Raw genomic sequence first — 21,415 nt, 5'->3', positions numbered from 1 at the left:
GGCTCGACAGCCGCACCTCCTCACCGTTCAACGTGATCGTCCCCTCGTCGGGCTGGTGAGCGCCCGCCAAGGTCTTGATCAAAGTGGACTTCCCGGCGCCGTTCTGGCCGAGCAGGCAGTGCACCTCTCCTGGCAGCACTTCCAGGTCGACGCCGTCGAGGGCGCGCACTCCGGGGAACTGCTTGACGATCCCGCGCATGAGGAGCAGGGGGGTGGCTTCTGACATGGGGCCTCGCTGGTTCATCGGGGAGCCGAGAAGACATGGTCGCTGCTGAGCCTGGCCGCGCCGACCACGCCGGCGTCGGGTCCCAGCTCCGAGAGCACGATGGGCAGGTTTCCGGTCGCCAGGGGCAGCGACCGGCGGTAGACGACGCTTCTGATCTCCGCCAGGAGGACGTGGCCCAGCTGGGCCACTCCTCCCGCGATGATCACGAGGCCGGGGTTGAAGAAGCTGACGAGCCCGGCCAGCACCGTGCCGACCCTGCGCCCGCCGTCACGGATGAGTCGTACCGCCTCGGCGTCGCCCATCTCGGCGGCCGTGGCGACGTCCTCCGCGGTGAGGGTGCCCGTCTGGTCGAGACGGCGGCCCAGGTGGACCGAGCGCCCGGCGATGGCCGTGGCCTCCCTGGCGAGGGCGGTCCCGCCGAAGTATGCCTCCAGGCAGCCGATGTTGCCGCAGGCGCAGACGGGGCCCTGGTCGTCGACGCGGATGTGGCCGATGTCGCCGGCGCTGCCGGAGACACCCCGGTAGATCTTGCCGTCCACCACGATCCCGCAGCCGATACCGGTGCCGATCTTGACGAGCAGGAAGTCGTCCACCTGCCTGGCCAGCCCCGAGTGCAGCTCGCCGAGGGCCATGATGTTGACGTCGTTGTCGACCACGGCGGGGCAGCCGAGGGCCTGGCCGACCGCCTCCCTGACGGGGTAGCGGTCCCAGCCGGGCATGATCGGAGGGGCGACCGGCACCCCCTCGCGGAAGCTGACCGGCCCGGGGATACCGATCCCCGCGCCGTACAGCTGGGTGAACATGCCCTGCTCCCCCAGCTTGGCGATCATCTCCATGGCCTGGTCGAGCACGACCACGGGACCGTCGCGCACGTCGCACCGCTCGCTCAGGTGGCCGAGGATCTCCAGCTCGCCGTCGGTGACGACCACGTCGATGGAGGTGGCGCCGATGTCGATCCCGGCGAAGCGGAGATCTCCGGAGAGCCGCACCAGGCCGGACCTGCGCCCGCCGCGCGAGGCCGCCAGCCCCGCCTGCTCGACCAGGCGCAGCTCGACGAGCCGGTCGAGTTCCAGATTGAGCCTGGAGCGGGACAGGGCGGTCACGTCGCCGAGTTCGGCGCGCGACCGCGCCCTCTCGCGCAGCAGCCGGAGCAACGCGGCCTGGTGCGCGTTCTCCGGCCGAGCGACCGTCCGCTTCACGAACACCTCCCTGTTCCGAGCAGGTGTGCAGAAGCTAACCCTCTTTAGACCGATTTGTGAATCACTTTTACCTAACGGTTCGCCGACTTTTGCAGTAATCGGCAAAAGTCGGCGAACCTGACCCGCCCGGTCAGCTCACCCGGGTGAGCCTCCACTGCTGGTTGGTGCCGGTCCCGCAGGTGGCCTGGGTGAGCTGCGTGCCGTCGGCGGTCGAGGCGCCGGGCACCTCAAGGCAGTGACCGCTCGCGACCGAGGCGATCCTCCAGGTGCCGTTCGTCCCGGCGGTGAACCTCCACTGCTGGTTGGCTGCATTGTGGCAGGTCCACTGGATGATCGGTGCGCCCGGCGCGGTGGAGGCGCCGTTCACGTCCACGCACTTGCCGCCCTGGACCCCGGTGAGGGTGAAGGCGCCGCCGGTCGCGGCGGTGAACCTCCACTGCTGGTTGGTGCCGCCGTTGCCCGCCCACTGGACCACCCTCGCCCCGTCGGTCGTGGACTGGCCCTCCACGTCAACCACCTTGGAGCTGTGTGCGGCGGTCAGCGTGTAGACGCCGCCCGCCACCGGCCCGCTCGGACCCCCCGAGGCGTTCAGGGTGAGGGAGTCGAGGTCGAACTGGTTGGCGGTCGGGTGCTTGAACACCAGGAACAGCGGGTGGCTGCCCGACAGCGCCGCCACGGGCGTGGTGACCGTCTGCTGGTAGGTGTCCCAGCCGCCGGTGTTCTGCACGGCCGTGGTGGCCAGCAGCTGCCCGGTGGGCGAGTCGGCGCGCAGCTCGATCGAGCCTCCGCCCACGGGCGAGGACACCCGGTAGGACACCGACGCCACCCCCTGGACGCTCATCGGCGAGAAGGAGATCCAGTCGTTGTTGGAGATGTCGCCGACTCGCTTGCCGTTCTGCGCACCGGCCTGGTCGATGACCCGGACCCCGGACGAGCCGGTGAAGTACTCGGCCTGCTTCTGCCGGGGCTGCAGGATCAGGTTCGCGGTGTGGGACAGGCCGCCGTTGTCGGTGTAGGTCGCGGTGAGGACGTAGAAGGTGTTGGCGTCCGCGTCGTGCCCGGAGTTCGTGGTCACCACGGTCCCCGAGCAACCGGTGAACTGGCCCGTGTCGTGGCTGTGGGTGTCGTGGCCGAGCGCCGTGACCACCCTCACCCTGGAACAGTCGATCGTGCCGTCCTCGGGGTCGGTGACGGTCACCGTGTACGGGACCGAGTCACCGAAGGAGATGGCCGTGCCGTCGGGCGGCGAGCCGAACCGCACGACCGGCGCGGTGTTGCCGACCGTGATGGGCACCGTCGCCGAGCCGCTCTTGCCCGACGAGTCGGTGATCGTGAGCCTCGCGGTGAAGGTGCCGTTGGCGGTGTAGGTGAACGAGGGGTTCGCCGCGGTGGAGTCGGTCGAGCCGTTGCTGGTGAAGTCCCAGGCGTAGGTGAACGGGTCCCCGTCGGGGTCCGCGGAACCCGCCGAGGAGAACTGGACGGTGAGCGGGGCCTGGCCCGAGGTGGGCGTCCCGGTCGCCTTCGCGATCGGGGAGCGCGAGCCGTTGATGTAGTCGATGCGGTAGACGCCGTCGTCGGGGTTGGTGCCGCCGTAACCGGCCCCCCACTCGATCAGGTACATCGCGCCGTCGGGGCCGAACTTCATGTGCATCGGCGACCTGAACCCGAGGTTGGACAGGAAGCGGTTGGTCTTCAGGACGTTGCCGCTCCCGTCCAGCCGCATCTCCATCAGGTAGTTGCGGCTCCACTCGTAGAAGAACGGGGTGTCGTCGAAGTACGCGGGGAACTTGGTGTCGGAGGGGTTGGCCGCGTCGTAGTGGTAGAACGGCCCGCCCATCGGGGCCGCGCCGCCACTGGTGCCCATCTCCGGCCACTCGGGCGTGAGGTGGTAGGTGTACCAGACGGTGGCCGCCTTGATGGCGGGCAGGTTCGTCAGGCCCGTGTTGTTGGGCGAGTTGTTCACCGGCGCCGCGCAGTTGAACTTCGGCCCCGAGGTGGACGTGGCGAAGTTGTAGTCGTTGAACGGGGTGTTGTTGCCCACGCAGTACGGCCAGCCGTAGAAGCCCGGCGACTTGATCAGGTTCCACTCGACGGTGCCCTCGGGCCCGCGGTTGGCGTTGGCCGCCCCCGCGTCGGGACCGTAGTCGGCCGCCGAGATCCAGCCGGTCTCGGAGTCCACCGAGAAGCGGAACGGGTTGCGAAAGCCCATCGCGTAGATCTCCGGGCGGGTCTGCGCGGTGCCCGGCGCGAACATGTTGCCCGAGGGGATCGTGTAGGTGCCGTTGCTCTCCGGGTGGATCCGCAGGATCTTGCCGCGCAGGTCGTTGGTGTTGGCACTCGTCTTCTGGGCGTCGAAGTTGGCGCGGCCCGCGCGCTCGTCGATCGGCGCGTACCCGTCGGAGGAGAAGGGGTTGATGTCGTCGCCGACGCCGATGTAGAGGTTCCCGCCGGGCCCGAAGGCGAGCTGCCCGCCGGTGTGCCCCGGCTCGTCGGTCCTGGTGGCGGGGATGGCGAGAAGCTTCTTCTCGCTGGTCAGATCCAGGCTGTCACCGGCCGCGTTGAGGGTGAACCGGGAGACCTGGTTGACCGCCGCCGAACCGGTCGGGGAGTAGTTGAGGTAGACCCAGCGGTTGGTCGCGAAGCCCGGGTCGAGGACCAGGCCGATCAGCCCGTCCTCACCGCCGGTGTAGACGCTCAGCGTGCCGGTGGTCACGATCTGGCCGTTGCTCTTGCGGACGAGCATGAGCTTGCCGGAGCGGGCGATGTAGTAGACGTCGCCGTTGGCGGCGATGTCCAGGCCCATCGGCTGGTCGGGCGCGCTGTCGAGGGTGACCTTCTGGAACCGGTTCCATACGGTGCCGCCGCAGTCGCCCGCGGCGTTGCCCGCCGCCCACCTGATGCCGCCGAGCACGTGCTGGCGGAAGTTGGCCTCGCTGTAGGAGGCGCTCTCGTGTCCCATCGCGGTCGCCCACACCCGGCCGCCCTCGGCGTTGCGGCACCAGGAGATCGGGTGGTCGGCGCCCATCTTGCTGCCGCCCGCGTCGTAGGTGCTCTCATCGGCGGTGACCAGCACGTGCACGTCACCGCGCATGTTCTTGTCGAAGTTGTACCACTCCTCGGTACGGACCCAGCGGTCGGGCAGGCCCACGGTGGAGGGGTGTTTTTTGTCCAGGACCTTGGCGGTGCCCTGCACGGTGGCCGAGTGCGCGGTCATGTGCGCGCCGCCCAGGACGAGCTGGTCCCACCAGGGGAACTGGGCCTCGATGTTCATGTCCGTGGTGTTGTGGACCGCCACGATCCCGCCGCCGTCGTTGACGAACTTCTGGGTGGCCTGACGCTGGGCCTCGTTGTCCCAGACCATGCCGGAGTTCTGCAGCATGATGATCGCGTCGAAGGTGGCCAGGTTCGCGTCGTTGAGCGCGGTCGAGCTGGCGGACTGGACGACCTCGAAGTCGTTGGCGGCGGCGAGCTGCTGGACCATCGTGATACCGGCCGGGATCGAGCCGTGGACGTAGTCGGCGGTCTCGGTGAACAGCAGGACCCGGAAGGCGGCCGCCTTCGCGGCTCCCGTGTTCGCCGAGGCCGCCGAGGACACTGACAACCCGGAGAACACGGATAACAGGAGCAGGATCGGGACCGTTAAGGCGGTGAGCTGGCGGCGCATGGAATCTCCTGGGGGGACGAGAAGGACATGCGAAACAGACCGGGCGATCCTCACGGACCGGCCGGTGGTGGTGACGGGAGAGGTCGGGAGAGGACGGCGGGAAATCGCGAAATCTGTCGGTTTCTGGCTTATTTCCTCCTTATTTCAGGATGGTAAGGAGGAGTTATGACGGTCGTCAAGCAAAAGGTTGCTTGGTCAAAACAGAAAGTCTCGTCCGGACGGCCCTCCCGGGCCCTGTCCGGCGGCGCGTCCGCCCCTCGGGCCGCCCCTGAGCAGCGCGGGTACCAAAAAGGGCGCCCCACGGCGGGAGCGCCCTCGAACGTCAGCCGTTCGACCGGCCGTCGCGACAGCCGCGACGGCGGCCACCTCGGCCGGTACGCGACGGTCAGAGCATGGCCTCCATGAAGGCGGTCGCCTGCCGGCCGAGGGTGGTCGGGGTCAGGTACGGCTGCTCGGCGAGGATCGCCTGCCAGTTGTCCCGGATGTCCTCCACCGTGTGGTCGTCCTGCCGCCAGCCGGGCCCCTCGGCCACGAACACCCGCGCGATCCGGCCGCCGCCGACACTGAAGACCTCGCCGTTGGTCTCGCAGGCCTCGTGCGCCAGGAAGGTCACCAGGGCGCTGACCCGCTCCGCGGAGAACCTCGCCTCGAACTCGGCGGGCAGGATCTCCGAGGTCATCCGGGTCCAGGCGATCGGCGCGATCGCGTTGGCCGTGATCCCGGCCCTGGCGCCCTCGATGCCGAGCGTCTTGGTGAGGCCGACCAGGCCCATCTTGGCGGTGGAGTAGTTGGCCTGGCCGAAGTTGCCGAACAGCCCGGCGGGCGAGGAGGTGTTGACGATCCGGCCGTACCCCTGCTCCTTGAGGTACGGGAACGCCGCCCGGCTGACCAGGAACGAGCCTCGGACGTGGACGGCGAGGACCTGGTCGAACTCCTCGACGCTCATCTTGCCGAAGGACCTGTCCCGCAGGATGCCCGCGTTGTTGACGACGATGTCCAGCCGCCCGTAGGTGTCGATCGCGGTCCGTACGATCGCCTGGGCCCCCTCGGGGGTCGCGACGTCGTCGGTGCTGACGGCCGCCTCCCCGCCGTTCTTCCTGATCAGCTCGACCACCTCGGCGGCCGGGCCCGCGGAGGCGCCGGTACCGTCCAGCGCGCCGCCCAGGTCGTTGACGACCACCTTGGCGCCGCGCTCGGCGAGCGACAGCGCGTGCGAGCGTCCGAGTCCCTGCCCGGCGCCGGTGATGACCGCGACCCTGCCGTCGAACCGCAACTCCGACATCCGCACCCCTCCCACGAGAACATAATTCTGGTCGTCTGAACGATAACTCGCCCGGCCCGCGCGATGCCACGGGAACCCCCGGAACACTACCTGCGGAACCTTCGGGACACCGCTCGCGAAACCGGGGCGAGCCGTCGGCGGAACTGTTACACCCCCCGCGAGAAAAGCGCGCGATGGTAACCAAAAATGCCTGAGATCATTGCGCATAGTAAGCGCGCGTGTTAATTTCTGCTAAAGTTTTTGCCCCACACGGGCGAGGGTCAACGACGACACCCCTCACTTTCTCCTAGTACGGCCCCGCCCAATATTTTGGGCTGGAGGCCCTATATGTCCTTATCGCCGCCCCTACGCGTGGTCCAGTGGGCCACGGGTGCCGTCGGCAGATACTCCCTGCGCAGCGTGATCACCCGGCCGGAGTTCGAGCTGGCCGGGGTCCTGGTCTACGACCCGGACAAGGTGGGGCAGGACGCGGGAGCCCTCGTCGGGCTCCCCGAGGCCGGTGTCACCTGCACCGACGACGTCGAGGAGATCCTCGCCACGAAGGCCGACTGCGTCCTGCACATGCCGCTGCCGGCGTCCTACTTCGGCGGGGAGCGTCCGAGCGACGTGGAGACCATCTGCGCGCTGCTCGCCACCGGCAAGAACGTCATCACCACCACCGGGTTCGTGTACCCCAAGTGCCACGGCACGGGGGCGGTGGAGCGCCTGGAGGCCGCCTGCCGCGCGGGGGGATCGTCCCTGCACGGCACCGGCGTCAACCCCGGCTTCATGAGCGACCTGCTGCCCCTCACGCTGACCGGCCTGTCCAGCCGCGTCGACCACATCTACGTCCGGGAGTCGTCCGACTTCCGGGGGCACACGTCCCGGCAGATCGTGGTGGATCTGTTCGGCTTCACGCGTTCGGCCAAGGAGTACGTCGCCGCCGTGCGCCCCTTCCGCGCCTTCCAGCGCTCGCTGTTCGCCGAGAGCGTCCAGTTCGTGGCCGACAACCTCGGCGTGACCCTCGACGAGGTCGAGGAGAGCGACGAGTTCGAGCTCGCGTCCGAGGAGTTCGAGATCGCCGCGGGACCGGTCAGGGCGGGCACCGTGTGCGCGTCCCGCTGGATGTTCAGCGGGCTGGTCCGCGGCCGTCCCTTCATGACCGTGGAGTGCGTCTACAAGGCCGACGCCGACCGGGTGAAACGGTGGGCCGATCCCGGCTTCAGCGTCCACATCGAGGGCGTGCCCCAGCTGATGCTCACCGTCGACGAGATCTCCCACGGTCTGGCCGCTGCCGCCGCCCACGCCGTCAACTCCGTCGCCGCCCTCTGCGCCGCCCCGCCGGGCATCCGCACCGCGCTGGATCTCCCCCTGGCCACCGGCCGGGGCACCGTCCGCCTCTCCTGAGGATCCCCCTCGGCCCCCTCCGAGGCGTCCCCTGAGCGGACATCCCCCGGCTCCGCCGCCCGGCGCACCGTACGAGCGACGTCACGCGCCCGGACGTACGACGGACAGAGGTATTCGTCCGTGCCCCCCGCTGAACCGCCGACGAGCGAGAAACGGCATTTAGTATTTTTGCTCAATAAACAGACATATGCGCTTTTACGCATGCACTCGATCACGGCCTTCGCGTCGCGTTTACCCGCCATCCCCGTTTCCCACCGGCCAATCCCGCGCGGGACATTCTCGCGAGACCGGCCGGAGGGTTTCCGAGGCGTCAGGTATGCGGGATGAAACGCCCGAAACGGCCCTGGTGGTACAGGAGCGGGCGCCCGCCGGGTTCGAGGCCGGTTTCGGTGACGAGACCGACGACCAGGACGTGGTCCCCGATGTCGACGGTGGAGTGGGGAGCGCAGATCAGGTGGGCCGAGACGCCGCCCAGCAGCGGGACGCCCAGGCGCCCGGGGGTCCAGGAGGTGGGAGCGGCGAACCGGTCGACGCCCTTCTTGGCGAAACGCGAGGCCACCTCGGCCTGATCGCTGGCCAGGACGTTCACCGCGAAGTGATCGGCCTGCCGGAGCCAGGGCCAGGTGGTCGAGGACTGGTCCACGTAGAAGGAGACCAGCGGGGGCGTGAGACTGACGGATGAGAACGAGGTGGCCGTGAGGCCGACCGGTATGCCGTCGACCTGCGCGGTGACGACGACGACCCCGGCCGCGTGGACGGCCAGTGCCTGCCGGAAGCTCTCCGCGTCGACCGCGCGGCCCGGCAGTGTCTCGGTCATGTCACCTCGCTCAGCACTGTGTGGGGTATCACCAAGACGCTCCACTTGGTCACTTTTCCCGCTTCGAGGAACAAAGGACACCTTTCAAAACCCATTACGCTCGCCATCTCTTCCCGGCGTCATGCGGAAGCCCGCTCCCCGAGTGCCGAGGCCACCTGTGGGCCGACCCGATCGGCCCAGGGATCGAGGACGGCGTCGAGGTCGGGGATCTGCGACTCCAGCAGCGCGAGGCCCGGTGTGGGAACGGTCGCGCCGAGCTCCACCAGCAGCGGCCGGAAGTGGACCTCCACCGCCAGCGAGTGCTTGGCGTCGCCCATCACCAGGAGCGGGAGGGCGACGGCCGAGGCGAGCGCGCCGCCCGGCAGCCGGTCGAGGAACGCCTTGAGCAGGCCGGTGTAGGTGGCCTTGTAGGTCGGGCTCGCCACCACCAGCACGTCGGCCCCGGCGACCAGGTCCAGCGCGGCCCTCACCTCCGGTGCCGTCTCGGGGGCGAACAGCAGCGGGGCCAGGGCCGCCAGGTCGACGACCTCCGGAGCCTTCCCGTCCCCGATCCGCCGGGCGACGGCCGCCGCCGCCCGGACGGCCACCCCGTGGGTGCGCGACCCCGGTCGCGGGTTTCCCACCACGGTCACAATGCTCATGAGGCCACCGGCGCTTTCTGATCGACATCGGAACGGAGAAGCTTCCATACCTCGTGGCGGTACTCCCCGAAGCGGGAACCGCCCCTCGGGTCCCCCTCGCGGGGACCGAGGTCCACCTCGACGGCCCCCTGGATCCGTCCGGGCCGGGAGGCCATGACCGCGACCCTCCGGCCGAGATAGACGGCCTCGTCGATGCTCCGGGTGGTGAACAGGAGCGTCGTGCCGGTCCTCTCCCAGATTCGCACCAGCTCTTCCTGGAGCGACTCCCGGGTTCCGGCGTCCAGCGCGGCGAACGGCTCGTCGAGCAGCAGCACGGCCGGATCGGCGGCCAGGCTCCTGGCGACGGCCACCCGCTGGGGCACGCCGAGGGGGAGCTCGTGGGGGTAGCGGTCACCGAACTCGCCCAGCCCCACCAGGTCCAGATACCCCCTGGCCAGGTCGGTGCGCTCCCGCCGCGTGGCGGCCCTGCCCTCCAGCGCGAACTCGATGTTGGACAGCGCCGTACGCCAGGGGAAGAGCGCGTACTGCTGCAGCACGATCCCCCGGTCGAGACCGGGGCCTTCGAGGGGGATCCCGTCCAGCAGGATCCGGCCGGTGGTCGGCGCGGCGAGCCCGGCGATCAGGTCGAGGAGGGTGGACTTGCCGCAGCCGCTCGGCCCGACGAGGGTGAGGAACTCCCCCGCCCGCACGTCGAGGTTGACGTCGTCGAGGGCGGTGAAGGAACGTTGGGTGTCACGGCCGGTGAACTCCTTGCCGACCCCCTGGATCCGGAGCTTCACCGGGCACCCCCCGAAGGGGTGCCCGCGAGGGCGGGGACATGTCTGATCATGATCACGATATGCGTCCTGTGCGATGTGGGAGGAGGGGACGGCGGGTCGACTTGTGATCACGGACACTGGGCGCTGAACACGCGGCAGAGATCGACGTGCGCGCACCGAGTCAGATAGATGCCCATACCGGAGAAACTACGCACCACTTTCCGGTAAGTCAATATTTCCTACTGGTTGTACATGAAATACCTTGGAGGAACCGGCTCCCCCTCCCGGCCGAAGGTCCCGTACCGTCGAGACATGAAGCTGGAAAAGGAGATCTCCGGCGGCCGCTTCGAGAGGCAGCCGAACCGGTTCACGACGCGGATCGAGGCGGGCGGCGAGCACCCGCCGGAGCCCGGCCGCTACCAGATCTACGCCTCCTACGCCTGCCCGTGGGCACACCGCTCCCTCATCGTCCGCGAGCTGCTGGGCCTGCGGGAGGTGGTCGGAGTGACGATCGTCGACCCGATCAGGGACGAGAAGGGCTGGCGGATCCCCGGGGGCGACCCGGTGACCGGGGTGGAGTACCTCTCCGAGCTCTACCTGGCGACCGATCCCGGCTACGAGGGCCGCTACACGGTGCCCTGCGTCTGGGACGTCACCGCCGGGCGCCTGGTCACCAACGACTACCCGCAGATCACCCTCACCCTGGAGACGGCCTTCGCGCCGTGGCACGCCGAGGGCGCGCCCGACCTCTACCCGGAGGAGCTGCGCGAGGAGATCGACGCGCTCAACGAGGTGATCTTCCGCGGCCTCAACAACGGCGTCTACCGGGCCGGGTTCGCCCGCTCCCAGGAGGCGTACGACGAGGCGGTCACCGAGGTGTTCGCCACGCTCGACCTGCTGGAGGAGCGGCTGTCGGACCGCCGCCGCCTGCACGGCGACGCGCTCACCGAGAGCGACGTGCGGCTCTACCCGACGCTCGCCAGGTTCGACGCCGTCTACAACTCGCACTTCAAGTGCGCGGTGCGGCGGCTGACCGACTATCCGGCCCTGTGGACCTACGCCCGCGAGCTGTACGCCATCCCGGCGTTCCGCGACACGACCGACTTCGACCAGATCAAGCGGCACTACTTCGTGACGCAGACGAACGTGAACCCGACCGGGATCGTGCCCCGGGGGCCCGAGATCGACTGGACCGCTCCCTGACGCCCCGCTGAAAGTTTCATCGGACAAATCGGTCATTCGCCCGGTCGGCGAGCGGCCCGGGAGGGTGCCGGTTGACGGTGGGCGAAACGCGCTGGAAACATCGGGCACCCAGGTTGTGGGAGCGCTCCCACTTGGGTCCCTCCGGCCGGGATGTCGGACCCGCGCTCCCGCGATCTGGCACCTCCCCCGGCCAAAGGACCCTCCGTGATCAGACCGCCCACCTGGCTCGTCCTCGCCACGGCCGCCGCCCTGGTGACCCTCACCCCCCTGCCCGCCGCCGCCGACGCCCCCGAACAGATCGTCAACGGCACCTTCGACACCGGCACCGCCCCCTGGTGGAGCACCGGCAACACCGCGCTGGAGGTCGAGGGCGGCCGTCTGTGCGCCGACGTCCCCGGCGGCACCGCCAACCCGTGGGACGTCATCGTCGGCCAGAACGACATCCCCCTGGTCGAGGACGAGACGTACGAGTTCTCCTTCTTCGGGATCGCGACGCCCGGCCGGGTGGCCAAGGCGCTCGTCCAGCTCCCGGTGGACCCCTACACGCAGTACCTGTCGGCCAATCCCGAGCTGAGCGTGTCCGGTAACGACTACCGCTACACCTTCACCTCGCCCGTGGACCTGCCGAACGCGCAGGTGGTGTTCCAGCTCGGGGGCAGCACCACCCCGTGGAGGTTCTGCGTGGACAACGTCTCCCTCAAGGGTGGAGCCGAGCCCGACGTCTACGAACCGGACACCGGCCCCCGCGTCCGGGTGAACATGGTCGGCTACCTGCCCTCGGGGCCGAAGAACGCCACCCTCGTCACCGAGGCCACGGAGCCGGTCGGCTGGAGGCTCCGGCGCGGCGGGGAGACCGTCGCCGAGGGGGACACGGTCCCGCGCGGCGTCGACGGCAGCTCCGGCCAGAACGTCCACTCGATCGACTTCGGCACGGTCACCGCGTCCGGCACCGGCTACACGCTGGAGGCCGACGGCGAGACCAGCCGTCCCTTCGACATCGGCGCGGACGTCTACGGCGAGCTCAGGACCGACGCGCTGAAGTTCTACTACACCCAGCGCAGCGGCATCCCGATCCTCGACGACCTCCGCCCCGGTTACGGAAGGCCCGCCGGGCACATCGGGGTCGCCCCCAACCGGGGTGACGTCGCGGTGCCCTGCCAGCCGGGCGTCTGCGACTACACGCTGAACGTCAGGGGCGGCTGGTACGACGCGGGCGACCACGGCAAGTACGTCGTCAACGGCGGCATCTCCGTCCACCAGCTGATGTCCGCCTTCGAGCGGGCCAAGACCGACGGCGTCCACCGGGACGGCGACCTCGACATCCCCGAGAGCGGCAACGGGGTGCCCGACATCCTCGACGAAGCCCGCTGGGAGCAGGAGTTCCTGCTCAGCATGCAGGTCCCCGACGGCAGACCGTACGCGGGAATGGCCCACCACAAGATCCACGACGCCGCGTGGACCGGCCTGCCCCTCCTGCCCCACCTGGACCCCCAGCCCCGCGAGCTGCACCCGGTCTCCACCGCCGCCACCCTCAACCTGGCCGCCACCGGGGCCCAGGCGGCCCGCCTCTTCGCCCCGTACGACGCCGCGTTCGCCGCGCGCAACCTCGCGGCGGCGAGGAAGGCGTGGGCGGCGGCGAAGTCCAACCCCGCGCGGTACGCGGACCCGGCGGACGGGGTGGGCGGCGGCGCCTACAACGACGACAACGTGACCGACGAGTTCTACTGGGCCGCCGCCGAGCTCTACCTCGCCACCGGCGAGAAGGAGTTCAGGGACTACGTGCTCGCCTCGCCGCACCACACCGGCGACATCTGGCGCGAGCGCGGCTTCGACTGGGGCAACACCGCCCAGCTCGGCCGCCTGCAGCTGGCGTCCGTGCCCAGCGCGCTCCCCGACCGGGCGCGGGTGCGTCAGTCGGTCCTGGAGGGCGCCGACAAGTATCTCGCCGTCCAGAGGGCCCACCCGTACGGCGTTCCGTACAACCCGCCGGACTACGACTGGGGCTCCAACAACCTGGTGCTCAACAACATGGTCGTGATGGCCGTCGCCCACGACCTGAGCGGCGCCGCGAAGTACCGCGACGGGGTGCTGGAGGGGCTGGACTACATCTTCGGGCGCAACGCGCTGAACCAGTCGTACGTGACCGGCTACGGCGAGGTCGCCTCGAAGAACCAGCACAGCCGCTGGTACGCCCGCCAGCTCGACCCCTCCCTGCCCAACCCGCCGCGCGGCACCCTGGCCGGAGGCCCGAACTCCGCCATCCAGGACCCGGTGGCCCAGGCCAAGCTACGAGGCTGCGAGCCCCAGTTCTGCTACATCGACGACATCGAGTCGTGGGCCACCAACGAGCTGACGATCAACTGGAACTCCCCGCTCGCCTGGATCGCCTCCTACCTCGCCACCCCCGCCGCTCCCGGCCCGTGCAAGGTCACCTACACCACCCACGGCGAGTGGCCCGACGGGTTCAACACCCAGGTCACCGTCACCAACACCGGTACCAAAGCCATCGACGGCTGGACCCTCGGCTGGTCCTTCCTCGGCGGCCAGACCGTGCGGCGGCACTGGAGCACCGCCCTCACCCAGGACGGCGCCACCGTGACGGCCAGGAACCTCTCCTGGAACAAGACCATCAAGCCCGGCGGCTCGGTCACCTTCGGCTTCATCGGCGCCGACGCCCCCGGCCCCAACCCCAGACCGGAACGCTTCCTCCTCAACGGCGCCCTCTGCCGGTGACCTGCGGAGCGGCCGTCCCCGAGGGCGGCCGCTCCTCGCTCCCTCAGAATCTCCGGCGCACGATCTGCTCGATCGCGGCCATCAGGCCCTGGTCCTCGATCAGCGGCGGCCCGCCGTCGTCACCGCAGCAGGACGGCTTCGCATGAGCGGTCCCGGCCTGATGACCCGCGCGTCCGGGCAGGTCGAACGCCTCCTCCAGGAACGCGTAGGGGTCCGTGCGATTGTCATGCCTCTCCAGGAGCAGGAACAAAACGGTGTCCACCTCCGGGAAGGAGACGACCAGCCGCCAGCCGTCAGAAAGCCTGATCACACAGAATCGCGGCCAGTTGCCCGGACCGGACAGCCGGTAATGCGCCGCGGCACAGCCTCGCCGCGACACCTCCCCGTGCACCCGGACGAACGCCTCCCGTACCCGCCGGGGAGTTCCGGCGTCGCGAACGACGGCGTCGACACCCTTGGCGACCAGGATGCCGAACCGCGGGGGTTCCGCGGGAGCCTCGCCCCGGCGTTTCCTCTTGCTCACGGACCGAGCAGCTTCCTGAGGTCGTCCTCGCCGTACTCGACGAGATCACCGGTCATCTGCGCGGCGTCCTGAGCCCTTTCGAGCAGGTCGCGATCCCTCAACGCGTCGACGACCCGCGCCAGCCGGCGACGTCCGGGTTCTCCCTGCTCGGTCTCGCGAACAACAGCCAGAACCTCGGCCAGTGAGGTGGCGGAGATCCTGGTCACCTTCTCACCAGGCACGGCCCTCAGGACGCCGTGCGCCATCCACGAGCGGACGGTGGGCACGCTCACGCCGAGCAACTCGGCCGCGCACGCCAGTTTCACCGCCGACGGGCGTGGCCCCTGGTCGTGCCGGAGCGACATCCGCCGGATCGTCGCCTGCAGGGCACGATCCGACGTACGGCATCGGGCCAGGGACAGAAGATCGGCGAGATCTTCCACGATCAGTCGCGCTTGCTCATCACGTTCACCCACGCCCTTCAGGATATCTCTTCTTTCAAATATGGCATTGTATTTGAAAGAAAAATCACGAGGGGAGGGCAACGGGCGGCCTAAACTGGGGCGGTGATCGAGGACATCCGGGTGGATCCCGCCGTCAGCGCGCTCAGGCCCGACTTCGGGGTGCTGGTGGTGGGGGTGTACGGGCTGCGCAACGGGCCGACCGACGACAGGTCGCGGGCCTGGCTGGCGGAGGCGGCGGAGAAGGCCGTGGCGGTCGACGACCCGAGGATCGAGGCGTGGCGGGAGGCGTACCGGGGGTTCGGGGCGAAGCCGCAGCGGACCAGGCCCTCGGTGGACGCGCTGGTCAGGCGGATGCCGCCACCGGAGATCAACCGGGTGGTCGACGCCTACAACGCGATCAGCGTCAGGCACGGCCTGCCGATCGGCGGGGAGGACCTGGCCCGCTACGAGGGGGCGGCGAGGCTGGTGCGCGCGACCGGCGACGAGCCGTTCGAGGTCGTCGAGCGGGGCGAGCCCGCGATCGACCACCCGGAGGCCGGTGAGGTCGTCTGGCGAGACGACAGGGGCGTCACCTGCCGCCGGTGGAACTGGCGGCAGTGCGTCCGCACCCGGATCACCGAGGAGACAACGGACGCGCTGTTCCTGCTGGAGCGGCTCGCCCCCCTGTCCTCGGAGGAGCTGCGCGCGGCCGGGGACGAGCTGGCCGGGCTGCTCGAAGACGTCACTCCGGGTATCCGGGTGGAGTCGCGACTGCTCTGGCCGGGCTGACCGCGCCCGCCGGATCGGGCTGACCAGCGACCGAGCGGGTAAACAGTCACCCGGTGGCTGACCGTTTTAACCCCTACTGAGAGGATCGGCAAGGAAGCTGCCGTCAGACTGGCGCAGGTCCGAGCCAAGGCGAGTAGCCTTGGACAGGTTCTCTATCATCAACGCCGATCTGCGGAAGAGGGCGATTTCCGCCGTGTCGTCTGAGTCGTCGCGGACAAACCCGCTGGCAGCCTTTGGTCAGAACGAATGGCTTGTCGACGAGCTGTACCAGAAGTACCTCCAGGACCCCGAGTCGGTCGACCGGGCCTGGTGGAACTTCTTTGCCGACTACAGCCCTGATTCGGGGTCCGGCCGCGCCGCGCCCCAGGGTGCGGCCACCGCCGCGCCCGCCGCTCCACCGACACCCGCTGCGCCCTCGGCCCCCCCGGCTGCGGCTCAGGCCACCCCGGCCCCCGCGGCGACGACCCCAGCGCCGGCGGCGGCCAAGCCCGCCCCGGCGGACCAACCCAAGCAGGAGACGCAGTTGCCCGCCGCCGCCGGTGCCGAGGAAGTCCGACTACGCGGCGCCGCCGCGAGGACAGCGGCCAACATGGAGGCCAGCCTCGTAGTCCCGACGGCGACCAGTGTGCGCGCGGTCCCGGCGAAGCTGCTCATCGACAACCGGATCGTGATCAACAACCACCTGTCGCGCGGTCGCGGCGGCAAGGTGTCGTTCACGCACATCATCGGCTACGCGGTGATCAAGGCCCTCAAGGTCCTGCCGGACATGAACCACTCCTACGCCGAGGCCGACGGCAAGCCGGTGCTGGTCAAGCCCGAGCACGTCAACCTGGGCCTGGCCATCGACGTCGCCAAGAGCGACGGCACCCGCCAGCTCCTGGTCCCGTCGATCAAGGCGACCGAGCGGATGGACTTCCGCCAGTTCTGGGTCGCGTACGAAGAGGTCGTGCGCAAGGCCAGGGCGGGCAAGCTGGGGGTCGACGACTTCAGCGGCACGACGATCTCGCTGACCAACCCGGGCACCATCGGCACCGTGCACTCGGTGCCGCGCCTGATGCCGGGGCAGGGCACGATCATCGGCGTCGGCGCGATGGAGTACCCCGCCGAGTACCAGGGGGCCTCCCCCGAGACGCTCTCCCGCCTCGCGGTGAGCAAGGTCATGACGATCACCAGCACGTACGACCACCGCATCATCCAGGGCGCCCAGTCGGGCGACTTCCTGCGGCAGGTCCACCGGCTGCTGCTCGGCGAGGACGGCTTCTACGACGAGATCTTCGAGGCCCTCCGGATCCCGTACGAGCCGATCCGCTGGGTCCAGGACATCTCGACCACGCACGACGACGACGTGGCGAAGTCGGCCCGGGTCATCGAGCTGATCCACGCCTTCCGGGTCCGCGGCCACCTCATGGCCGACACCGACCCGCTGGAGTACAAGCAGCGCAAGCACCCCGACCTCGACATCAAGTCGCACGGCCTGACCCTGTGGGACCTGGAGCGCGAGTTCGCCACCGGCGGGTTCGGCGGCCGTCCCCTGATGAAGCTGCGCGAGATCCTCGGCGTGCTGCGCGACTCCTACTGCCGCACCATCGGCGTCGAGTACATGCACATGCAGAACCCCGAGGAGCGCGCCTGGATCCAGGCCCGCATCGAGCGGCCGCACGCCAAGCCCGACCGCACCGAGCAGCTCCGCGTCCTGGAGCGGCTGAACACCGCCGAGGCGTTCGAGACGTTCCTGCAGACGAAGTTCGTCGGCCAGAAGCGCTTCTCCCTGGAGGGCGGCGAGTCGCTGATCCCGCTGCTCGACTCGGTGCTGAGCTCCGCGGCCGAGGAGCGGCTCGACGAGGCCGTGGTCGGCATGGCCCACCGCGGGCGGCTCAACGTGCTGGCCAACATCGTCGGCAAGTCGTACGGGCAGATCTTCGGCGAGTTCGAGGGCAACATCGACCCGCGCAGCGCGCACGGCTCCGGCGACGTGAAGTACCACCTGGGCGCGAGCGGCGACTTCGTCTCGCCCGACGGCTCCAAGCTCAAGACCTCGGTGGTGGCCAACCCCTCCCACCTGGAGACGGTCGACCCGGTCCTGGAGGGTGTGGTCCGCGCCAAGCAGGACCTCCTGGAGCGCGGCGAGGAGGGCTTCACCGTCCTGCCGGTGCTCGTCCACGGCGACGCGGCCTTCGCGGGCCAGGGCGTGGTGGCCGAGACGCTCAACCTGTCGCAGCTGCGGGGCTACCGCACCGGCGGCACCGTGCACATCGTGGTCAACAACCAGGTCGGCTTCACCACCAGCCCGGCCAGCTCGCGCTCCAGCGTGTACGCCACCGACGTGGCCCGGATGATCCAGGCCCCGATCTTCCACGTCAACGGCGACGACCCGGAGGCCGTGGTCAGGGTCGGCAGGCTCGCGTTCGAGTACCGCCAGGCGTTCCGCAAGGACGTGGTGATCGACCTGATCTGCTACCGGCGCCGGGGGCACAACGAGGCCGACAACCCGGGCTTCACCCAGCCGCTGATGTACGACCTGATCGACGCCAAGCGCTCCACCCGCAAGCTCTACACCGAGGCGCTGATCGGCCGGGGCGACATCACGGTGGAGGAGGCCGAGGGCGCGCTCCGCGACTACCAGGCCAAGCTGGAGAACGCCTTCGCCGAGACCCGCGCGGCGGCCAAGGACCCGACGGGCGAGTTCTCCCGCCCCGTCGACATGGAGAACGTCCCCTGGTCGCACGAGGACGTCAAGACGGCCGTCTCCGAGGAGACCGTCAAGCGGATCGTGGAAACCCAGCTCAACATGCCCGAGGGCTTCACCGTCCACCCGCGCCTGCTGCCGGTGCTGCAGCGCCGAGGGCAGATGGTCGCCGAAGACCACATCGACTGGGGCATGGGCGAGACCCTGGCCTTCGGCTCGCTGCTGATCGACGGCCACCCGGTCCGCCTCGTCGGCCAGGACTCGCGGCGCGGCACGTTCACCCAGCGGCACGCGGTGCTGGTCGACCGGGTCACCGGCGAGGAGCACACCCCGCTCAAGGCGTTCAACCAGGGCACCACGAAGTTCTACGTCTACGACTCGCTGCTGAGCGAGTACGCCGCGCTCGGCTTCGAGTACGGCTACAGCGTGGAGCGGCCCGAGGCGCTGGTCGCCTGGGAGGCGCAGTTCGGCGACTTCGTCAACGGCGCCCAGTCGGTGCTCGACGAGTACATCACTTCGGGTGAGCAGAAGTGGGGCCAGCGCTCCGGCGTCACCCTGCTGCTGCCGCACGGCTACGAGGGCCAGGGCCCCGACCACTCCTCGGCCCGCATCGAGCGCTTCCTGCAGATGTGCGCCCAGGACAACATGACCGTGGCGCAGCCCACGGTCCCGGCCAACTACTTCCACCTGCTGCGCTGGCAGACGCTGTCGAACCGGCACCGTCCGCTGGTGGTGTTCACGCCCAAGTCGCTGCTGCGGCACAAGGCGGCGATCTCGGCGGTCGGCGACTTCACCTCGGGGTCGTTCCAGCCGGTGCTCGGCGACGTCACGGCCCCCCCGGCCGGCGTCCGCAAGGTCGTGCTGGTCTCCGGCAAGCTCTACTACGACCTGGCGGCGGCCCGCGACAAGGAGGGCCGCAACGACGTGGCGATCGTCCGCCTGGAGCGGCTCTACCCGTTCCCCGGCGACCCGCTGGAGGCCGAGCTGAGCCGCTACGCCGCCGACATCGAGCTGGTGTGGGCGCAGGACGAGCCGCTCAACATGGGTCCGTGGCCGTTCCTCGCGCTCAAGCTGGCCGAGAACCCGGGGGTCTTCGGCGGGCGTTCGATCAAGCGGGTCTCCCGCAAGGCCAACTCCTCCCCGGCGACCGGCTCGCACTCCACCCACGAGGCGGAGTTGCAGCAGATGCTGGGCGAGATCTTCAAGTAGGCGGACCGGCCACCGGCCGGTCCGAGGCAGGCGTCACCACGGAAGTCCCCCGCAGGAGCCTCTGCGGGGGACTTTCCCGTTATCGCGAGTCACCAGGAGACCGCGAGTGTGACCACAGCGTCGTCAGAGGAGAACGTGATGTACTTCACCGATCGCGGCATCGAGGAACTCGTCGCGCGCCGGGGCGAGGAGGAGGTCACCGTGGTGTGGCTGGCCGAACGTCTGCGCGAGTTCGTCGACCTGAACCCCGACTTCGAAACGCCGGTGGAACGGCTGGCCACCTGGCTGGCCCGGCTGGACGACGAGGACGACTGAGAAAAACGCGATATATCTTGACCTTCCGATTGACGCGACATATCGTGTCCAGTACAAGGAGGTCACGCACATGCGGCAATGGACGATCGAGAAACCAGAGCAGCTCACCTTTGAGTCCGTGAGGAAACTCAACGTGCGGATCGTGGCGGGGAAACTGGCCGTGCTGGCCAGCGACGGCCCTCCCACGCTTGAGGTCACCGAGGTCGACAACCCCCCGTTGCTCGTCACCCACGAGGACGACGGCACGCTCACCGTCACCTACAAGGACCTCACCTGGGACGGCCTGCTGGGCTGGCTGCGTCCCGGGCGCCGCAGGGCCACGCTGACCCTCACCGTGCCGAAGGACTGCCCGGTCAACGTGGGCGTGGTCTCCGCGTCCGCGGTCGTCGCCGGCTTCGAGGACCGCACCTCGGTCAGGAGCGTCTCGGGCGGGATCGTGCTCGACGGGGTGAGCGGCGAGATCAACGCCGACACCGTCTCCGGCGCCGTGGAGAGCCGCGGCCTGGTGGGCGACCTGTCGTTCAAGAGCATCTCCGGTGAGCTGACCGTGGCCCAGGGCACGCCCCGGCGGCTGAGCGTCACCACCGTCTCCGGCCGGATCACCGCCGACCTGGAGCTCCCGCCGACCGGTCACGTCACCATGAACAGCGTCTCCGGCGACATCGTGCTCCGGCTCCCGTACACGGTGGAGACCGATGTCAAGATCCGTTCCACCTCGGGCAGGATCGACACCGGCTTCCCCGAGCTCGACCACTCCGTCCAGCCCGGCGCGAAGACGCTGAGCGGCCGGATCGGCGGCGGCATGGCGTCGCTGACGGCCAACACGGTCTCCGCGGACGTCACTCTCCTGAAGGGAGCACAGGCATGAGCCCGGTCTTCGGCCACGGAAGGCTCCGGCTCTATCTTCTGAAGCTGCTGGAGGAGAGCCCGCGCCACGGCTACGAGGTGATCCGGCTGCTCCAGGATCGCTTCCTCGGCGTCTACTCCCCCTCCCCCGGCACGATCTACCCGCGTCTGGCCCGCCTGGAGGAGGAGGGCCTGGTCACCCACGAGGTCGTGGACGGCAAGAAGGTCTTCACCATCAGCGACCGGGGCCGCGACGAGCTCAACGAGCGGCTCGACGAGCTCGCCGACCTGGAGCAGGAGATCTCCGACTCGGTCCGCGACATCGCCCGCGAGGTCAAGGAGGACGTACGCGACACGGTCAAGTCGCTGCGCGAGGAGCTCACCCAGATGGCGCGCGACGTGCGCCAGGGCACCGAGCAGGACTCGCGCAAGGTCTGGCGCGAGCAGAAGACGGAGTGGCAGCGCCAGCGGCGCGAGTGGCAGCGCCAGAGCGGCGAGTGGAAGGACGAGTGGAAGCGCGTCTGGGCCGACGGCTTCACCGGCGAGGGGTCACACGCCGGAGACGCCCGGCTCGGGCAGATGCTGGCCGAGTTCGTCGAGGAGGTCCGCAGGGACGCGGCGGCCGCGCAGGTCAGCGAGGAGACCCTGGCGACCGCCCAGGACGCCCTGTACGACGCGGCCCGCCGCATCCGCGACGCGCTCCGATGATCCCGGCG

At 69.5% G+C, this 21,415-nt stretch carries 17 protein-coding genes; 8 read left to right on the top strand and 9 right to left on the bottom strand.

The window, feature by feature from the left end:
- The 4 genes from ABD817_RS38415 to ABD817_RS38400 all read right to left on the bottom strand — a co-directional run.
- Nucleotides 1-226, bottom strand: a 226-nt coding sequence (locus ABD817_RS38415) for an ATP-binding cassette domain-containing protein (protein ID WP_344923382.1), incomplete at its 3' end; no start/stop codon positions are given.
- 14 nt (nucleotides 227-240) lie between these two features.
- The gene (locus ABD817_RS38410; protein WP_344923381.1) at nucleotides 241-1,425 is read right to left on the bottom strand and encodes an ROK family protein; all 1,185 of its coding nucleotides are present in this window, start codon (nucleotides 1,423-1,425) and stop codon (nucleotides 241-243) included.
- A gap of 130 nt (nucleotides 1,426-1,555) precedes the next feature.
- A complete protein-coding gene (locus ABD817_RS38405; RefSeq protein WP_344923380.1) occupies nucleotides 1,556-5,089 on the bottom strand; it encodes a ThuA domain-containing protein in 3,534 nt (1,177 codons plus the stop codon).
- A 385-nt stretch (nucleotides 5,090-5,474) separates the two neighbouring features.
- Nucleotides 5,475-6,371 (bottom strand): SDR family oxidoreductase, encoded by an 897-nt coding sequence (locus ABD817_RS38400; RefSeq protein ID WP_344923379.1) that lies wholly within the window; start codon nucleotides 6,369-6,371, stop codon nucleotides 5,475-5,477.
- Between the two features lie 327 nt (nucleotides 6,372-6,698).
- Here ABD817_RS38400 and ABD817_RS38395 point away from each other — a divergent pair, with 327 nt between their 5' ends.
- Nucleotides 6,699-7,757, top strand: coding sequence for an NAD(P)H-dependent amine dehydrogenase family protein (locus ABD817_RS38395; RefSeq protein WP_344923378.1), 1,059 nt, complete (start codon nucleotides 6,699-6,701; stop codon nucleotides 7,755-7,757).
- A 310-nt stretch (nucleotides 7,758-8,067) separates the two neighbouring features.
- Here ABD817_RS38395 and ABD817_RS38390 read toward each other — a convergent pair whose 3' ends face one another.
- From ABD817_RS38390 to ABD817_RS38380, 3 genes are all read right to left on the bottom strand, one after another.
- On the bottom strand, nucleotides 8,068-8,574 hold the full coding sequence (locus ABD817_RS38390) for a flavin reductase family protein (protein ID WP_344923377.1): 507 nt from the start codon (nucleotides 8,572-8,574) through the stop codon (nucleotides 8,068-8,070).
- Nucleotides 8,575-8,693: 119 nt separating this feature from the next.
- Complete coding sequence (locus ABD817_RS38385) at nucleotides 8,694-9,215, bottom strand: NADPH-dependent FMN reductase (RefSeq protein ID WP_344923376.1); 522 nt, start codon at nucleotides 9,213-9,215, stop codon at nucleotides 8,694-8,696.
- Complete coding sequence (locus tag ABD817_RS38380) at nucleotides 9,212-9,994, bottom strand: ABC transporter ATP-binding protein (RefSeq protein ID WP_344923375.1); 783 nt, start codon at nucleotides 9,992-9,994, stop codon at nucleotides 9,212-9,214. The genes ABD817_RS38385 and ABD817_RS38380 overlap by 4 nt, the downstream gene beginning before the upstream one ends.
- Before the next feature lie 291 nt (nucleotides 9,995-10,285).
- Here ABD817_RS38380 and ABD817_RS38375 point away from each other — a divergent pair, with 291 nt between their 5' ends.
- Together ABD817_RS38375 and ABD817_RS38370 are read left to right on the top strand one after the other, a co-directional pair.
- Nucleotides 10,286-11,176, top strand: a complete 891-nt coding sequence (locus ABD817_RS38375) for a glutathione S-transferase family protein (RefSeq protein ID WP_344923374.1) — start codon at nucleotides 10,286-10,288, stop codon at nucleotides 11,174-11,176.
- A gap of 204 nt (nucleotides 11,177-11,380) precedes the next feature.
- On the top strand, nucleotides 11,381-13,909 hold the full coding sequence (locus tag ABD817_RS38370; RefSeq protein WP_344923373.1) for a glycoside hydrolase family 9 protein: 2,529 nt from the start codon (nucleotides 11,381-11,383) through the stop codon (nucleotides 13,907-13,909).
- Nucleotides 13,910-13,952: 43 nt separating this feature from the next.
- Here ABD817_RS38370 and ABD817_RS38365 read toward each other — a convergent pair whose 3' ends face one another.
- Together ABD817_RS38365 and ABD817_RS38360 are read right to left on the bottom strand one after the other, a co-directional pair.
- Nucleotides 13,953-14,432: a hypothetical protein gene (locus ABD817_RS38365; protein ID WP_344923372.1), complete on the bottom strand. Its 480-nt coding sequence runs from the start codon at nucleotides 14,430-14,432 to the stop codon at nucleotides 13,953-13,955.
- On the bottom strand, nucleotides 14,429-14,887 hold the full coding sequence (locus tag ABD817_RS38360; protein ID WP_344923371.1) for a helix-turn-helix domain-containing protein: 459 nt from the start codon (nucleotides 14,885-14,887) through the stop codon (nucleotides 14,429-14,431). The genes ABD817_RS38365 and ABD817_RS38360 overlap by 4 nt, the downstream gene beginning before the upstream one ends.
- Before the next feature lie 90 nt (nucleotides 14,888-14,977).
- On the opposite strand from ABD817_RS38360, the gene ABD817_RS38355 reads away from it, so the two are divergent.
- The 5 genes from ABD817_RS38355 to ABD817_RS38335 all read left to right on the top strand — a co-directional run bounded on the left by ABD817_RS38355 (nucleotide 14,978) and on the right by ABD817_RS38335 (nucleotide 21,407).
- Nucleotides 14,978-15,643, top strand: a complete 666-nt coding sequence (locus tag ABD817_RS38355) for a B3/B4 domain-containing protein (RefSeq protein ID WP_344923370.1) — start codon at nucleotides 14,978-14,980, stop codon at nucleotides 15,641-15,643.
- Nucleotides 15,644-15,836: 193 nt separating this feature from the next.
- Nucleotides 15,837-19,538 (top strand): multifunctional oxoglutarate decarboxylase/oxoglutarate dehydrogenase thiamine pyrophosphate-binding subunit/dihydrolipoyllysine-residue succinyltransferase subunit, encoded by a 3,702-nt coding sequence (locus ABD817_RS38350; protein WP_344923369.1) that lies wholly within the window; start codon nucleotides 15,837-15,839, stop codon nucleotides 19,536-19,538.
- 138 nt (nucleotides 19,539-19,676) lie between these two features.
- Nucleotides 19,677-19,853: a DUF6104 family protein gene (locus ABD817_RS38345; RefSeq protein ID WP_329094229.1), complete on the top strand. Its 177-nt coding sequence runs from the start codon at nucleotides 19,677-19,679 to the stop codon at nucleotides 19,851-19,853.
- 70 nt (nucleotides 19,854-19,923) lie between these two features.
- Nucleotides 19,924-20,721 carry a DUF4097 family beta strand repeat-containing protein gene (locus ABD817_RS38340; RefSeq protein ID WP_344923368.1) on the top strand — a complete coding sequence of 266 codons (798 nt, stop codon included), beginning with the start codon at nucleotides 19,924-19,926 and terminating at the stop codon, nucleotides 20,719-20,721.
- Entirely contained in the window at nucleotides 20,718-21,407 is a 690-nt protein-coding gene (locus tag ABD817_RS38335) for a PadR family transcriptional regulator (RefSeq protein ID WP_344923367.1), read from the top strand. Before ABD817_RS38340 ends, ABD817_RS38335 begins: the two co-directional genes overlap by 4 nt.
- Nucleotides 21,408-21,415: the final 8 nt, after the last annotated feature.

Source organism: Streptosporangium oxazolinicum, from assembly GCF_039537505.1.
Lineage (GTDB): Bacteria > Actinomycetota > Actinomycetes > Streptosporangiales > Streptosporangiaceae > Streptosporangium > Streptosporangium oxazolinicum.
The sequence above is the reverse complement of the archived record's forward strand: the minus strand, read 5'-3'. Positions and strand labels throughout refer to the sequence as shown.

Excerpts from the sequence above, each read along its gene's own strand:
- ABD817_RS38405 (WP_344923380.1), bottom strand. The coding sequence starts at position 5,089 with ATGCGCCGCCAGCTCACCGCCTTAACGGTCCCGATCCTGCTCCTGTTA.
- ABD817_RS38400 (WP_344923379.1), bottom strand. The coding sequence starts at position 6,371 with ATGTCGGAGTTGCGGTTCGACGGCAGGGTCGCGGTCATCACCGGCGCC.
- ABD817_RS38395 (WP_344923378.1), top strand. The coding sequence starts at position 6,699 with ATGTCCTTATCGCCGCCCCTACGCGTGGTCCAGTGGGCCACGGGTGCC.
- ABD817_RS38390 (WP_344923377.1), bottom strand. The coding sequence starts at position 8,574 with ATGACCGAGACACTGCCGGGCCGCGCGGTCGACGCGGAGAGCTTCCGG.
- ABD817_RS38385 (WP_344923376.1), bottom strand. The coding sequence starts at position 9,215 with ATGAGCATTGTGACCGTGGTGGGAAACCCGCGACCGGGGTCGCGCACC.
- ABD817_RS38375 (WP_344923374.1), top strand. The coding sequence starts at position 10,286 with ATGAAGCTGGAAAAGGAGATCTCCGGCGGCCGCTTCGAGAGGCAGCCG.
- ABD817_RS38345 (WP_329094229.1), top strand. The coding sequence starts at position 19,677 with ATGTACTTCACCGATCGCGGCATCGAGGAACTCGTCGCGCGCCGGGGC.
- ABD817_RS38340 (WP_344923368.1), top strand. The coding sequence starts at position 19,924 with ATGCGGCAATGGACGATCGAGAAACCAGAGCAGCTCACCTTTGAGTCC.
- ABD817_RS38335 (WP_344923367.1), top strand. The coding sequence starts at position 20,718 with ATGAGCCCGGTCTTCGGCCACGGAAGGCTCCGGCTCTATCTTCTGAAG.